At 40.5% G+C, this 15,127-nt stretch carries 16 protein-coding genes and 2 pseudogenes; 12 read left to right on the forward strand and 6 right to left on the reverse strand.

Translation table 11 applies throughout. The features are described from left to right. Positions 1-35 precede the first annotated feature (35 nt). Positions 36-1,334: a glutamate-1-semialdehyde 2,1-aminomutase gene (gene hemL / locus HUK62_RS07635; protein WP_176537531.1), complete on the forward strand. Its 1,299-nt coding sequence runs from the start codon at positions 36-38 to the stop codon at positions 1,332-1,334. Positions 1,335-1,554: 220 nt separating this feature from the next. Here hemL and HUK62_RS07640 read toward each other — a convergent pair. Continuing rightward, positions 1,555-2,497, reverse strand: a pseudogene (locus tag HUK62_RS07640) (IS5 family transposase). Between the two features lie 232 nt (positions 2,498-2,729). Between HUK62_RS07640 and HUK62_RS07645 the strand changes: the two are divergent. Continuing rightward, the gene (locus HUK62_RS07645) at positions 2,730-3,356 is read left to right on the forward strand and encodes a hypothetical protein (protein WP_125274206.1); all 627 of its coding nucleotides are present in this window, start codon (positions 2,730-2,732) and stop codon (positions 3,354-3,356) included. Positions 3,357-3,430: 74 nt separating this feature from the next. Further along, positions 3,431-3,757 carry a hypothetical protein gene (locus HUK62_RS07650; RefSeq protein WP_125281366.1) on the forward strand — a complete coding sequence of 109 codons (327 nt, stop codon included), beginning with the start codon at positions 3,431-3,433 and terminating at the stop codon, positions 3,755-3,757. Between the two features lie 8 nt (positions 3,758-3,765). On the opposite strand, the gene ruvC is transcribed toward HUK62_RS07650, so the two are convergent. Beyond that, positions 3,766-4,311, reverse strand: a complete 546-nt coding sequence (ruvC, locus tag HUK62_RS07655) for a crossover junction endodeoxyribonuclease RuvC (protein ID WP_004984936.1) — start codon at positions 4,309-4,311, stop codon at positions 3,766-3,768. A gap of 122 nt (positions 4,312-4,433) precedes the next feature. Between ruvC and HUK62_RS07660 the strand changes: the two genes are divergently transcribed. Both HUK62_RS07660 and HUK62_RS07665 read left to right on the forward strand, forming a co-directional pair. Further along, complete coding sequence (locus tag HUK62_RS07660) at positions 4,434-5,015, forward strand: FxsA family protein (RefSeq protein ID WP_176537532.1); 582 nt, start codon at positions 4,434-4,436, stop codon at positions 5,013-5,015. A 131-nt stretch (positions 5,016-5,146) separates the two neighbouring features. After that, positions 5,147-5,788: a LysE family transporter gene (locus HUK62_RS07665; RefSeq protein WP_078424993.1), complete on the forward strand. Its 642-nt coding sequence runs from the start codon at positions 5,147-5,149 to the stop codon at positions 5,786-5,788. Here the strand turns inward: HUK62_RS07665 and HUK62_RS07670 are convergent. Further along, positions 5,750-5,962 carry a hypothetical protein gene (locus HUK62_RS07670; protein ID WP_058951840.1) on the reverse strand — a complete coding sequence of 71 codons (213 nt, stop codon included), beginning with the start codon at positions 5,960-5,962 and terminating at the stop codon, positions 5,750-5,752. The two genes, HUK62_RS07665 and HUK62_RS07670, sit on opposite strands and share 39 nt — an antisense overlap. A gap of 314 nt (positions 5,963-6,276) precedes the next feature. Between HUK62_RS07670 and HUK62_RS07675 the strand changes: the two genes are divergently transcribed. Beyond that, positions 6,277-6,522, forward strand: coding sequence for a hypothetical protein (locus tag HUK62_RS07675; protein WP_005401120.1), 246 nt, complete (start codon positions 6,277-6,279; stop codon positions 6,520-6,522). A 95-nt stretch (positions 6,523-6,617) separates the two neighbouring features. Here the strand turns inward: HUK62_RS07675 and metK are convergent, their stop codons facing one another. Continuing rightward, complete coding sequence (gene metK / locus HUK62_RS07680) at positions 6,618-7,784, reverse strand: methionine adenosyltransferase (protein WP_176537533.1); 1,167 nt, start codon at positions 7,782-7,784, stop codon at positions 6,618-6,620. A gap of 719 nt (positions 7,785-8,503) precedes the next feature. Between metK and tkt the strand changes: the two genes are divergently transcribed. The 4 genes and pseudogenes from tkt to HUK62_RS07700 all read left to right on the forward strand — a co-directional run bounded on the left by tkt (position 8,504) and on the right by HUK62_RS07700 (position 12,108). Beyond that, the gene (tkt, locus tag HUK62_RS07685) at positions 8,504-10,492 is read left to right on the forward strand and encodes a transketolase (protein WP_176537534.1); all 1,989 of its coding nucleotides are present in this window, start codon (positions 8,504-8,506) and stop codon (positions 10,490-10,492) included. Between the two features lie 115 nt (positions 10,493-10,607). Continuing rightward, entirely contained in the window at positions 10,608-10,823 is a 216-nt protein-coding gene (locus tag HUK62_RS07690; protein WP_004696769.1) for a hypothetical protein, read from the forward strand. A 114-nt stretch (positions 10,824-10,937) separates the two neighbouring features. After that, positions 10,938-11,343, forward strand: a pseudogene (locus HUK62_RS07695) (GNAT family N-acetyltransferase). A gap of 168 nt (positions 11,344-11,511) precedes the next feature. Then, positions 11,512-12,108 carry a YceI family protein gene (locus HUK62_RS07700; RefSeq protein WP_004696771.1) on the forward strand — a complete coding sequence of 199 codons (597 nt, stop codon included), beginning with the start codon at positions 11,512-11,514 and terminating at the stop codon, positions 12,106-12,108. A gap of 103 nt (positions 12,109-12,211) precedes the next feature. Here HUK62_RS07700 and HUK62_RS07705 read toward each other — a convergent pair whose 3' ends face one another. Next, on the reverse strand, positions 12,212-12,913 hold the full coding sequence (locus HUK62_RS07705) for a glutamine amidotransferase (RefSeq protein ID WP_004696772.1): 702 nt from the start codon (positions 12,911-12,913) through the stop codon (positions 12,212-12,214). 117 nt (positions 12,914-13,030) lie between these two features. Next, positions 13,031-13,594, reverse strand: coding sequence for a TetR/AcrR family transcriptional regulator (locus tag HUK62_RS07710; protein WP_176537535.1), 564 nt, complete (start codon positions 13,592-13,594; stop codon positions 13,031-13,033). 95 nt (positions 13,595-13,689) lie between these two features. On the opposite strand from HUK62_RS07710, the gene HUK62_RS07715 reads away from it, so the two are divergent. Then, on the forward strand, positions 13,690-14,457 hold the full coding sequence (locus HUK62_RS07715; RefSeq protein WP_176537536.1) for an SDR family oxidoreductase: 768 nt from the start codon (positions 13,690-13,692) through the stop codon (positions 14,455-14,457). A gap of 11 nt (positions 14,458-14,468) precedes the next feature. After that, a complete protein-coding gene (locus HUK62_RS07720; RefSeq protein WP_176537537.1) occupies positions 14,469-15,065 on the forward strand; it encodes a 2-hydroxychromene-2-carboxylate isomerase in 597 nt (198 codons plus the stop codon). Positions 15,066-15,127 lie beyond the last annotated feature (62 nt).

Below are 15,127 nucleotides of genomic sequence, written 5' to 3' on the forward strand. Positions count from 1 at the left end.
TAGATGTTTTTTTATTTTTTGAGTTGAGTAACTTCATGAGCTTATCTCCAAAGCAAGAACAATTGTTTAAACAAGCAAGCAAACATATTCCGGGTGGAGTGAACTCACCTGTACGTGCATTTAATAGCGTAGGTGGAACGCCTGTCTTTATTGAAAAGGCACAAGGTGCATACTTGTACGATGTGGATGGTAAGCGCTATGTAGACTATGTGGGCTCATGGGGACCAATGATTTTAGGTCATGCTCATCCTGAAATTATTCAAGCAGTTCAAAATGCTGCAGTAGATGGTTTAAGTTTCGGTGCACCTACGGTACATGAAACGACTTTAGCTGACATTATTTGCGAAATTATGCCGTCAATTGAGCTGGTTCGTATGACCAACTCAGGTACTGAAGCAACCATGACAGCCATTCGTCTTGCACGTGGTTATACAGGTCGTGACAAGATTGTAAAATTTGAAGGCTGTTACCACGGTCACTCAGATTCACTGTTGGTCAAAGCAGGCTCAGGTTTGTTAACCAGCGGTGAAGGCGAAGCGACTTCAGCCGGTGTTCCTGCCGACTTTGCCAAACACACACTTACTCTTCCGTATAACGATATAGCCACTTTAAAAGAGTGCTTTGCAAAGTTTGGTTCGGAGATTGCAGGGGTGATTGTGGAGCCTGTGGCAGGGAACATGAACCTAGTCAAACCAATCGAAGGCTTCTTACAAGCGATTCGTGATGTATGTGATGAACATGGTTCTGTTTTTATCATTGATGAAGTGATGACTGGTTTCCGTGTTGGATTGGGTGGTGCGCAAGCTCATTATGGTGTGACTCCAGATTTAACCACCTTGGGTAAAATTATTGGTGCAGGCTTACCCGTTGGTGCTTTTGGTGGGAAACGAGAAGTGATGGAGTGTATTGCTCCACTGGGTAAAGTTTACCAAGCTGGAACACTGTCGGGGAATCCACTTGCAATGCGTGCAGGGATTGAGATGTTTAAACACCTGCGCCAAGATGGTTTCTATGAAAAATTGACAGCGCAGCTAGAAAAACTGCTTGTGGGTTTACAAGCCGCGGCTGATGAAGCGGGTATTGCTTTTAAAACGCAACAAGTAGGCGGTATGTTTGGTTTGTACTTTACCGATCAAGAAGACATTACCAGCTTCGACTCAATGCTGAAGTGTGATATCGATGCATTCCGTAAGTTCTTCCACGGTATGTTAGACCGTGGTGTGAACCTTGCACCATCTGCGTTTGAAGCTGGCTTTATTTCAGCTGCTCATTCTGATGAAGATATTGAATTTACCCTGCAAGCAGCGAAAGAAGTTTTTGCAAGCATGAAGTAAGTATTTGTACTTACTAAAAAAGCCCATCTCATTTGATGGGCTTTTTTATAGCATTTTAACTGTGGAATTCAATATGAAAATTAAGCGCTACTTAATGTTGGTAACTACTGAATTTATAGTTCATCAAACTTATCAATACGTTTAAATAAAGCTGAGATATGTTAAATAGGCTTTGTTGCATAAAGCCTTTGATGACAGAGTTTTCCTAAGTTGCTAAAATTTAGGTTACAACTTGGGTATGAGGTCTGCCTAATTCTGTAAATTTATTTAATACGGCTACGCGTGCATGGATATCATTGACTTGGCTGTCAAAATTCCTAGCACTGAGTTTATCGCCTAATAACTTGATGCAATGCATCTTAGTTTCAACCAAACTTCGCCGATGATAGCCTGACCATTTTTTCCATAGTGTCCTGCCTAAACGTTTAATTGTTCGAAGTAATTCATTTCGCTCTAGCGAGCTACTCTTTGTATCTTTCCATGGTTTCGCATTTTTTCTAGGTGGAATCACCGCATGCGCTTGCCGATCTGCAATGATCTGACGGCATTGCTTGGTGTCATAAGCTCCATCGGTATAAACAGAGTCAATCCGCTCATCTTGTGGAATCTGATTAAGTAAATCAGTACCTGTGAATCACTGACATTATTGGTTGTAAGCTGAATAGCGTGTATTTGCAGGGTTTTAGCATCTATACCAATATGTAATTTATGCCATTGGCGACGATATTCAGGCTGATGTTTCTTACGTTTCCATTCACCTTCACCTAAAAACTTCAAGCCCATGGAATCGACGATGAGCAATATATTGCGCAAGGCAGTCCATTGCAACTCTTCTCATAGCTAATTTGAATATCAATATGCTTTTGTCTTCTACAAAGCGTACTGTAATCTGGTGCTGCCCAATTTAATCCGCAAAGGTTAATCAGACTTTGAACAAAACCTGTGACCATGCGTAAAGAGAGTCTGAATAAAGATTTGATCATTAAACAGCATTGGATGGCTGTGTCGGAATAAGTTTGATTTCGACCATGCTTGCCTTGTGATTGTGCATACCACTGGGTCTTTGGATCGAACCAAATGGCAATATTCCCACGATTAATGAGCGCTCGGTTATATGCGGGCCAATTGGTTGTGCGGTAGATTTTGTGTGTAGGCTTCTTCATGTGGAAATTATATTGCTGAAGAAGCCCTTAAGAACAGCTTTGTGCAACAAAGCCCTACTGAATTATCTTCACCTATCATTTATGAGTGTTTGGTAAGGCTTGGTTAAATGCGAAATGATGGAGCTGTTAATTTAATTATTTTGACAAGAAATAAGATCTATGGCTTTTAATATTATTTTATAAAATATACACTTAACTAAATTTTGTTTGCTTGAATGTTGAAGGGGCTGAAGTGAAAAAGAATAATAAAAACAATTTACTAAATCAGTTTGGCGGATTGTTTATTGCGATTATTATCTTGGCTATATTTTTCTATAAAAATGATGAAAAGAACCTTATAAATTATTCGAAACAAAATTATATAAATCAAGATTCTGGAAAAGAAACAATTAATGGATTGAAAGAAGTTGAAATATTTGATCAAAAAAGAAAGGAATCTGAGACTCAATATGCACAACCGTTTGAAAAAAATATTATGATCAAGTTTCCTAGTGATGGTGCTCAAAAAGGCACTTTACAATTTCAAACAAGTGACAAAGATGCTGTATTTTTGGTAAGAGATAAGTTTACGAATAATCTACAAGCAGTCATTCAACTTCCAAAATTTAGCAATACAGAAATGAAGGTGCCTCTAGGCGAGTATATAATTGAATATGCAACAGGAGATGGCGAATGGCAAGGCTTAGAGCGGTTATGGGGATACTCAACTCAATTTTATAGAAGTAATACTCAACATCGGGTCTACCGTAATGACCATGAAAATGGTTATACAATTCATGGAACTGGAATTATTCTAAATGCTCCAAATGGTTATACGCCTGAAAGAATAAATAAGAATGAGTTTATACATCCGAATTAATTTATTTATCTTAATGAATGGAAAAATCAAATCGTTATATATTGATGATAATTATTAATTAAAGAGGAGGAAGAATGGATAAATACTTACTGGTGGCCTTGGTGGTTGGTGCATGCATACTGTTGGTGATTTATACTCAACTTGCACCAGCAGGTGGACAGAAAAATTTTAAGCAAATCGTACAGCAGGCATTTGGTCGCTATAAAGTGATCGAAAAAAACTACACCATTATGATTTGTGAGATCAATCACCGCAATGAGCCAGAAGAATTGGTCTTTATTCGTATCGATCCTGCCCAAAAGAAAAATTTACGCATTTCAGGAAGAATGCTGATAGCAACTTATCCCAAAGCACCGTCGGTACGTGAAATGCGTAAAGACTTTAAAAACCATCTCACTTAACACTTAGCTTAGCGTCGACGAGAGCTACTACGGCTGCGTCCGCGCGCCATACCGCCTAGAGCATTGAGTACAGCAAGCTTGGTCATACTGCCTGAAGCATGTGCATGACAAATAGCAGCAGCGAGAGCATCGGCGGCATCTTGCTGTGGTTTGATGCTCAGGTTTAGGAGTCTCATCACCATCATTTGTACTTGTTCTTTGTCCGCAGCGCCATAACCGACTACCGACTGTTTAATCTGGCGTGCGGTGTATTCTGCAACTTGTAGGTCAAGGTTTACCAGTGCAGCAATAGCAGCCCCGCGTGCTTGCCCTAGCTTCAGTGCGGAGTCAGGGTTTTGTGCCATAAATACTTGCTCAACTGCGGCTTCGGTTGGGCCATGAAATTTTACAATACGATCAATCCCTGCAAAAATACGTTTTAGCCGTTCAGGCATATCAGCAGCTTCGGTACGAATGGTGCCAGCATCGACAAAAATTAGTTTTTGACCTTCTTTTTGAATAATACCGTAGCCTGTGAGGCGAGAACCGGGGTCAATACCAATAATTAATGACATGCTTGCCCTTTAAAAAAAATAATATGCCCATATTGTTACATAAGCGTATCAAAAAAGCTTGATGTAGATTGAGCACTTGATTCTTGCACCTTATTCATTTTATTGAGATTAGATTAATTTTCATGAAATTATTTCTTTTTATATTAGCTGGTGTCATTCTCGAAGTCTTCGTATGGATTGGCGTGGGTGACCTCGTTGGTAGCATGTGGTACGTGTTCTTCTGGTTTATTGCCGCTTTCTTTATTGGTATGAGCCTGATTCGTAAGTATTCAGCAGGTTTAATGCCACAAATGCAGCAAATGCAAGCGGGCCAGATGGGTGCAGATCCTGCATTAACAAACAATCTGCCAAAAATCATTGCGGGTTTTCTTTTATTGATTCCTGGCTTGGTGACAGACGTGGTTGCCGTGTTATTGCTTATTCCTGCAGTGCAAAAAGCCATGACAGGTGCACTGATGAACGTGATGATGAAACGTCAGCAAGCGATGATGGAAAAAATGATGGGTGGCATGATGGGGGATATGAATGGCATGGGCGGTGGTGCTCAAGGTCAAAACCCATTTGCAGATATCATGCGTCAGATGCAAGAAATGCAGCAACAGCAGGGCGGTTCAGCTTATCGTGACTCGAGTATTATTGATGGCGAAGCACGAGAAGTCAGGCCAGATGCGAAAAAAATTGAAATGAAAGATGTGAATAAATAATTTCATACCTAATTTTAAAGCCGAGTTCTAACTCGGCTTTTTTTATCTTTATGAAAATGTTTTAAGTGCTTATGATTTAAAATAAATATAACAAACGATATAATTATTTTTTAAAATTTATGCCGTTTTTTATGTCATTGCTTTTCACGATTTGCGCATTGCATTTTGTTGCGCAGCTAAGTCCTGGTCCTGATGTTTTACTGATTGCCAAAAGTTCAGCTTCGACCACACAAAAAAACACTTTAAAAACGATCTTAGGTATTTCTGTTGGCATCGTCGTTTGGGTGGTTTTAACCTTGTTAGGTTTTACCGTACTCATCGAAAAAATGCCATGGATTCAACAGGTATTGATGGTAGTTGGTGGTGTGTTCCTTGCACGTATGGGGTGGCTAATGTTGAAAGCTGGTTTCAATACAATGCAGCAAGAAGCCTTGCTAGATGATGGTCAAAAACTGCCTACACCCAATGCCAACCATTATTTCATGTCAGGTTTGCTGACTAACTTGTCTAACCCGAAAACGCTGATTTATTTCAGTAGTGTGTTTTCACTAGCCTTAAGTTCTAGTGCAAGTCCTTATTTAAAAATGCAACTTGCGGTCATTATTCCCATCCAAACTTTTATGACTTTTGCACTGCTGATGCTGCTTTTGTCATTACCTAAAATTAAAGCGGCATATCAGCGTTCAGGAAGTTATATTGACATTTTTTCTGGCGGGTTGTTTCTGATTTTTGCTTTATGGCTTTGGTACGATGCTCTCGCAATCTACATCTAAGTCATTTTTAAGCTCTTGAGATGATTGAGCCTGTTCCAAGCTAGACACTTCGTCTTTTTTACTTTGCGCATAGCGGTTGGGCTGTAATGTCGCTTCGGTATTTTCTGAGCCCTTATAGCTACGACTGCGGTTGGCACGTTCGCGTAAACCGCCTTTTTTAATCAACTGAACCATTCTTTCTTCCTCATCGTTGCATCTTATTTTAATAAACAATCGCGAGAAAACTAAAGGGTTTTAAGCAAATATGACGGAATACGTCAAAAACTATTATGTTACAAAATGAAATTGTCATGATTCGGTGTTATAAAGAGGAATATGCGTTAAATCAATTGATTAATCTTTCAGTGTAAGCCGTTGCTGACATCACTTCAGGTGAATGGCGCTTGAGTCTCAACAAATACTCACATAAGATAAATGAATCTAACATTCTGTGAGGCAGGGTGATGGACAATAAAAACAAGAAAGGACAAAAACAAGGGGGTAAAGCCATGCTCTATCAATACCACTGCGCATGTTGTGAAACAGTTGTCGCATCAACAGATAAAGACTGTCCAAACTGTGGATCACATAATATTCGAAGTCCTTTTGGATTTTGGATTTTCTGTATTGTTGCATGTCTCGCAGCAGCGATTATCGTTAAATCTGTACAAGTCTATTTGGCTGACCGAAACAGCGAACCCGCTGCTGTGACTTCGCTCTTTGATGTGCTCAATCATGACAACAAACCTAAGTAGTGAGGTTCAATGACTTCACGACTGAACTGATGGGCTATTTTCCATCAGTTAAAATAAAAAAACCCGCATTAAGCGGGTTTCTTTTTGGATCAAACTTATAGACCAGCTGAAGCTTTAAGCGCTTCCACTTTATCTGTTTTTTCCCAAGTAAATGCAGTATCTGAACCTTCACGACCGAAGTGACCATAAGCAGCAGTTTGCTTATACATCGGTTGAATGAGGTCAAGCATACGAGTGATACCGTATGGACGTAAGTCGAAGTGTTCACGGACTAACGCAATGATCAGCTCTTCAGATACTTTTGCTGTATTGAAGGTATTGATTGAAATAGATGTTGGCTCAGCCACACCAATGGCATAAGACACTTGAATTTCACATTTGTCTGCAAGACCCGCTGCTACGATATTTTTCGCAACATAACGACCTGCATATGCAGCAGAACGGTCAACCTTAGATGGATCTTTACCAGAGAAAGCACCACCACCGTGACGTGCCATGCCACCGTAAGTGTCTACAATGATTTTACGACCTGTTAAACCACAGTCACCTACTGGACCACCAATCACAAACATTCCTGTTGGGTTGATGTGGAATTTGGTGTCTGCATGGAACATTTCAGCAGGGATCACTTTTTTCACGATTTCTTCAATCACAGCTTCTTTTAAGTTGCTTTGAGAAATTTCAGGATCGTGCTGAGTAGATAATACGACTGCATCTAAACGAACAGGCATGCCATTTTCATAAGCAAAAGTCACTTGGCTTTTTGCATCTGGGCGTAACCATGGTAAAACGCCACTACGACGTAGTTCAGCTTGCTTTTCCATTAAACGGTGTGCATATGAAATTGGAGCAGGCATAAGCACGTCAGTTTCACGGCTTGCATAACCAAACATTAAACCTTGGTCACCTGCACCTTGATCTTCAGGCTTTTGACGGTCAACACCTTGAGCAATCTCTGGTGACTGTTTACCAATCATGTTGATCACAGCACATGTTGAACCATCAAAACCAAGGTCAGAATGGTGGTAACCAATGCCATTTACGGTTTGACGAACAATCGCTTCGAAGTCAACATTTGCAGTTGTTGTGATTTCACCTGCAAGTACTACCGCACCCGTTTTTACAAGCGTTTCACAAGCAACCCGCGCATAAGGGTCTTCTTTTAAGATCGCATCCAAGATAGCATCACTGATTTGGTCAGCCATTTTATCTGGATGGCCTTCGCTTACAGATTCCGAGGTAAATACAGCGTACTCGCGCATAAGTCCTATCACAGTTAATTTAAAAGACGCAATATGGTACATCGACTTAGACATTTGAGCCAGTTCTACACGACCAAAATGACTGAATTTATTTCAATTCAACGACTTTTTATCTGATATAAGCATCTAAAAAATTGATATAGCGTTTATTTTTAGTTCGAAATGACAAAGTAAAGGCTTTTGGTTCAAAGTTTAAGGGTGCGTATCATGAGATTTTGTACTTTGATTATATCTAATTTTAAAACAATAGCTTGTTTGAATTTTTGTTGGTTTGGGTGTTAAGTTGGTAAAGAAAAAATGCTCAAAATATGCATCAGAAAATAATCGATAATCTGTAGTAATTCATGAATAATTTAAAAAAGTGAATAAAATTCACCATGAATGTTTAATTGTATGTAAAAAATACAAATGTATCTTGTGATGTGTTTGATACTCAAGGATAACGGTTTGTTCTGATTAGTGAATAGTGTGGCCGAACTATGTTTTTAAAATTGATGATTCTATTGTGTAGAATTTGAACCGGAGAAAATCTGGAGAGGCATTTCTGAGTGAAATTGTTGTGATTTTAGGCAATGCCCGCATTTATTAGACATGGATGATGAATAAATAGCGAAATATTGTCCATTAGGCTTTACCCATTCCTCTTTTTTTAAGACAATACACCTATCTTTGAATTCTATTCATCTTACTCTTTAAATCATTTGTTTGGACTCTGACCTATGACAACCCCGCTTAACGAACGTCGTATTGCAAACGCAATTCGTGTATTGGCAATGGATGCTGTGCAAAAAGCAAACTCTGGACATCCAGGTGCGCCAATGGGGATGGCTGATATCGCTGATGTTGTATGGCGTGAGTTTTTCAACCATAACCCGACTAACCCACAATGGGCGAACCGTGACCGTTTTGTACTATCAAATGGTCATGGCTCTATGTTGCAATATGCGTTATTGCACCTTACGGGCTATGATTTATCAATTGAAGATTTAAAAGCATTTCGTCAACTGCACTCTAAAACGCCGGGTCACCCAGAATTAGGTTATGCACCAGGTATTGAAACGACAACTGGCCCGCTTGGTCAGGGGATTGCAAACGCAGTTGGTTTCGCTCTAGCTGAAAAAACTTTAGCAGCGCAGTTCAATAAAGATGACCTAAGTGTTGTTGACCATTTCACTTACTGTTTCTTAGGTGATGGCTGTTTAATGGAAGGTGTTTCTCACGAAGCATGTTCACTTGCAGGTACTTTAGGTCTGGGTAAACTGATTGCTTACTATGATGACAACGGTATTTCGATTGATGGTGAAGTAGAAGGTTGGTTCTCTGACGATACAGAGCAACGTTTCTTGGCTTACGGTTGGCAAGTCCTTAAAGCTGATGGTCATGATGCAGATGCATTACGTGCTGCAACTTTGCAAGCAAAAGCTGAAACGAAAAAACCAACGATCATCATCTGTAAAACGATTATTGGTCTAGGTTCACCAAATAAGCAAGGTAAAGAAGACTGCCACGGTGCGCCGCTAGGTAATGACGAAATCGCATTAACACGTGAAGCATTGGGCTGGACTGAAGGTCCATTTGAAATTCCTGCTGACGTTTATGCAGCATGGGATGCAAAAGCAAAAGGGACAGCTTCTGAAGCGGCTTGGAATGAATTATTTGCTCAATATGCAGCAAAATATCCAACTGAAGCAGCTGAATTGAAACGTCGCCTTTCAGGTGAATTACCTGCTGAATTCCTTGCTCAAGCAGATGCGTTTATTGCTGATACCAATGCAAAAGCTGAAACCATTGCTACACGTAAAGCAAGCCAAAATACACTGCAAGCTTTCGGTCCATTATTGCCTGAATTATTAGGTGGTTCTGCGGACTTGGCTGGCTCTAACTTAACACTTTGGAAAGGTTGCCAAGGCGTTCAAGACAATCCTGCAGGTAACTACGTACACTATGGCGTACGTGAGTTTGGTATGACTGCAATTGCAAATGGTGTTGCGCTTCACGGTGGTTTCATTCCTTACGTTGCAACATTCCTCATGTTTATGGAATATGCGCGTAATGCAGTACGTATGTCTGCGTTAATGAAACAACGTGTAATCCATGTATATACACATGACTCAATTGGTTTGGGTGAAGATGGTCCAACGCATCAACCTGTAGAGCAAATTGCGTCTTTACGTGGTACACCAAACTTAAATACTTGGCGTCCATGTGACACAGTTGAAGCCGCTGTGTCTTGGAAATCTGCACTTGTACGTTCAGAAGGCCCAACTGCGTTGATCTTCTCTCGTCAAAACCTACCATTCCAAACACGTACAGATGCACAAATCGCAAATGTAGCGAAAGGTGGTTATGTATTGGCTGAAGAAAAAGGCGAATTAAAAGCGATTATTATTGCGACGGGTTCTGAAGTATCATTAGCAATGGAAGCACATGCACAACTTGAAGGTGTGCGTGTCGTGTCTATGCCATGTGCTGAAGAATTTGTGAAGCAAGATGCAGCATACCGTGAAGCGGTTCTTCCATCAAACATTCGTGCGCGTGTTGCTGTTGAAGCAGCACATGTAGACTACTGGTGGAAGTTTGTAGGTTTGGATGGTCGTGTAATTGGTATGACGACTTATGGCGAATCTGCACCTGCGAAAGACTTATACCAATACTTCGGTATTACCACTGAAGCAGTTGTTGCTGCGGTAAAAGAATTGACAGCTTAATTTTTAAAATTAACTGTTTGAAGGACGCTCCAGTTTAGGGGCGTCTTTTATTTTGAATGGTGTATATAATATGCGAGCTGCTGCTGAAGTAGCTGCATAAATTTTAGGTGATGATATGAGCTTGTACGATCAAATTCATGATGAAGTTGTATTGATGGATGCGGGCGAACAGAAGTGGATTGGACCAGATCTACCTTTGGAGGCGATGGTTGCTGTGGAACTGTTATTGCAAGATTTAGCAGAAGATAAGCAAATTAAGATCCGTCGTAAAAACCATGAAAAGCAGACAGGTATGAAGTTGATTGATCGGATTCTGATTGAAAAACTATGATAGTTGTCACGTCTAAAAGAAGCCTTATTGAAGCGATTCAATAAGGCTTTTTCTTTGTGGTGATTTCAGCTTAAATATAAGCCTTACAAAAATAAATAGTACTTTGAGAGCCAAATGGAAGTACGAAATATTCAAATTGTGCCACTGACAGAAATCGATCAGTCGATCTGGGTTACACTATGGCAAGCTTATCAGGCATTTTATCAGGTTGATTTATTGGAGCAGATATCTGAAAACACGTGGCATAAACTGACTGATTCTAAGCGTGAATATATGTATGGTTTGCTGCACTTATATAGCAGGTCGGCTTGTAGGGATTGTGCATGTGATAGAGCATAATAGCTGTTGGACGTTAAAGCCTTACGTATACTTACAAGATCTATTTACACATGAGGACTATCGTGGGCTAGGGGTTGCAAGAGCTTTAATCGAACACGTCAAAATGTGCACCGAAAAGCGAGCATGTGATCGGGTTTATTGGCTCACCCATCAGGATAATTTAGTCTCACAGCAAATCTAGAATAAAGTCGCGAAGAAGACTGGTTTCATTCAATATCGGGCGTAGCTAAGTTGCTACATTTAAAAACAATTATATCGTTCTAAAGTTGCAACATATCGTTTTATCTTTATAGGTGTATTCGTTGTAGAACTCTATAGACTAAGCAGTATTCCAATGTGAGATAAAAACATGAACTTTAAAGCTTTAACAATCGGTTTGGCTGTTGCAACTGCGACTACATTTGCTATGGCAAAACCTGTGGCATATCAAATTGACCCTACACATACAGCAACAGTTTTCACATGGAGCCACTTTGGTTTTTCAACGCCATCTGCAAACTTCAGCGACATTCAGGGTGTGATTAATGTCGATAATGCAAAACCTGCAAATTCATCGGTGAATGTAACGATTCCTTTATCTAGCTTAAACACTAACGTAAAAGCTTTAGATGAACACTTACAAGCGGCTGATTTCTTTGATGCAGCAAAGTATCCAACCATTACCTTTAAAAGTACAAAAGTTCAAGCTGTTGGCGCGAATAAGTACAAAATCACAGGTGATTTAACCATTAAAAATGTGACAAAGCCTGTCGTTTTAGATGCAGTGTTGAATAAGCAAGGTGAGCACCCAATGACCAAAGCACAGTCAATTGGTTTCAACGCAACCACTTCATTTGACCGTTCTGCTTTTGGTGTAGGCGCATATGTGCCTAACGTGGGTGATAAAATCACTGTAAATATCACCACTGAAGCATCAGTTCCACAGCCTAAAGCTGCTGCGAAATAAGCGGTATCCACTAAAAAAGCACCTCATAGAGGTGCTTTTTTATGTCTGCTGTAAACTTAAAATTTAGAGCAATAGGCGCATGGAGCGGATTATGGCTGAATTATTAAACCAAGGCTTTTAAATATGCTGTCAAAACTTGTCCAGAAACATGTTCTAGTTGAGCTGCACAGCGTTGGTTGTCTGCACGTAATGCTGGAATGTTGATGTTCGCTTGACGAAGTTCAGCAGTATGCCCAATTAGCCATTTTTCTAAACCATCCGCTGCGACTTCAGGATGGAACTGTAAGCCTAGAATATTTTTGCCTACACGAAAAGCTTGGTTGGGATAAACTTCTGAGCTGGCCAACGGTTCAGCTTGAGCAGGGAGTTCAAAGGTGTCTCCATGCCAATGTAGTACTTCAGTTCCTACCAGTGCTTGTAATGGGTTATGTTCAACGATATTGAGCTGTAACTGACTCCAGCCAATTTCTTTGCTATGACCTGCATATACTTTTGCACCGAGTGCATGTGCAATCAACTGTGCACCTAAGCAAATGCCTAAAGTGGGTAAATTCTTTTCTAAGCGAACTTTGAGTAAGTCTATTTCTTGTTGTAAGAAAGGGTAATCATCAGTTTCATATACCCCAATCGGGCCACCTAAAATGATGGTTAGACCTGTATAGTTCAACGCTTTAGCTAAGTCATCTTTGCCGGCTTCAAAATAGCGTACCCGATAACCCAATTGATATAACACATCTTCCCATGCACCTAAATCTTCAAAAGCAAGATGCTGAATCGCGTAAATGGTATCGGGTAGTGTCGTCATAGCAGGCTCGTTCACAGGGGGGTAAAGGAGTGTAAAAATGTACAGGGAAATGCGCAGAAGTTGAAGGCAAAAAATCAGAAAATATGTAGAAAAAAACTATAAATCCAATCCAAGATTTTACTTGAGCTGTAGCATGTTTTTAATCATCCATTTGCTTGAGTTTAAAATTTCTCGTTGTAGATGTTCATCAGCCATGCTCCGCGCCATGACGATTGCGCCGACCAGTTGAGATAGAACCGCCCAAGCTTGTATTTCACTGCCTAGATGTTGTGTAAAGAGTGCGTGACCACGAAGCATTTCCTGTTGAAAACACAGTTTTGTTGTTTCACTACTACGTGCTACCTCGGCTGCAAGAGAGGGAATAACACAGCCTAGATCTGGACGTTGCACATGAGACAGCGCTAAATAACGTTCAATATCGAAGTCAATCCACTCTTCGATATTGTCATGCGGATTGGCTTGCCATGCTTGAAAGCTGTGTTGTAACTCGGACTCGATCAGTGCTTCAAACAATTCATGTTTTGATGAAAAATGCGAATAAAAAGCACCGCTGGTCATTTGAGCCGCTTTCATAAAACCGTCGACACCTGTATTGGTAAAGCCTTGCTTCTTGGCCAGTTGAGCACTGATTTTAAGCAGCTCTTGACGTTTTTCTTCTTTATATCCTGTTTTATAGCGCATAGGAGTTTCATCAAAATAAAATTGACTGACGCTAAAAACTAATAACATAGTGATCGTTATGATAACGATCGTTATTTTATGAAGGGAGTGTATTTATGGATGAATTACAGCCAGAACAGCAGTTGCAAAAGACTGCTTCTAAAAAGAAAGTCGCGTTAGTGATTGGCGCAGGAGATGCCACAGGGGGCGAAATCGCAAAACGTTTTGCACGTGGTGGATACATCGCCTGTATGACGCGAAGAAATGCCGAAAAACTCCAGCCCTTAATTGCAGAGATAGAAGCTGAAGGTGGCCTTGCATATGGCTTTGCGTCTGATGCACGTAAAGAAGAGCAAGTCATCACTTTGGTAGAGGAAATTGAAGCCAATATTGGTGAAATCGATGTTTTAGTGTTTAACATTGGGGCGAATGTGCCATGTAGCATTTTAGAAGAAACTGCACGCAAATATTTTAAAATTTGGGAAATGGCTTGCTTCGGTGCATTTTTGACAGGGCGTGAAGTGGCAAAGCGTATGGTCGTGCGTGAGCACGGAAGTATTATTTTCACAGGTGCAACCGCAGGCATAAGAGGTGCAGCAAACTTTGCCGCTTTTGCAGGGGCGAAACATGCACTGCGTGCCTTAGCGCAAAGTATGGCACGTGAGCTTGGCCCGAAAAATATTCATGTGGCACACGTAGTGGTGGATGGGGCAATTGATACCGATTTTATTAAAGACACTTTTCCTGAAATGTACGCGCGCAAAGAACAGGATAGCATATTAAATCCCGTGCATATTGCAGAAAATTATTGGCATTTGTCGCAGCAACCGCGCGATGCATGGACGCATGAGTTAGATTTAAGACCTTGGATGGAAACGTGGTAAAAGGACAAAGCATGAAAAGCGTAGAATTTTATTTTGATTTGGGCAGCCCATATAGCTATTTGGCCTACTATCGTTTACTGCAAATAGCAGAACAGCAAGAGATTCAGGTTGTGTATAAGCCTATTTTATTGGGCGGGGTGTTTAAAGCAACAGGCAATCGTAGTCCGATTGAGGTTCCTGTTAAAGGGGTTTATTCAATCTTAGATATGCAGCGCTGGGCGGAGTATTACCAGATCCAAATGCAAATGAATCCGCATTTCCCGATGAACACTTTAACCCTAATGCGCATTTTGACAGGCGTTCAATTGTTGCATCTAGAAAAGTTTGAGCAAGTTTTGAAACTTTTATTCGATGCGATGTTTGGTACACCACAAAATCTGAATGAACCTACTGTCTTGGCAGAAGTGCTAAAACCAAGTGGCTTTTCTGTAGAAGATATTATGAGTATGGTTCAGTCGGAGGTGGTGAAACAAAAACTGATCACTGAAACAGAACAGGCCATTCAACGTGGCATTTTCGGCGCACCGACATTCTTTGTGGGTGATGAAATGTATTGGGGCCAAGATCGCCTACATTTTGTAGAACAAGCGCTGAATAAAGCAAGCTAAAAAAACTAAATCAACATAACATGCTATTTAAGATCAGCCGTAAAATCACGGCTGATCTGCTT

The sequence above is a fragment of the Acinetobacter sp. NEB 394 genome, assembly GCF_013374795.1.
Lineage (GTDB): Bacteria > Pseudomonadota > Gammaproteobacteria > Pseudomonadales > Moraxellaceae > Acinetobacter > Acinetobacter johnsonii.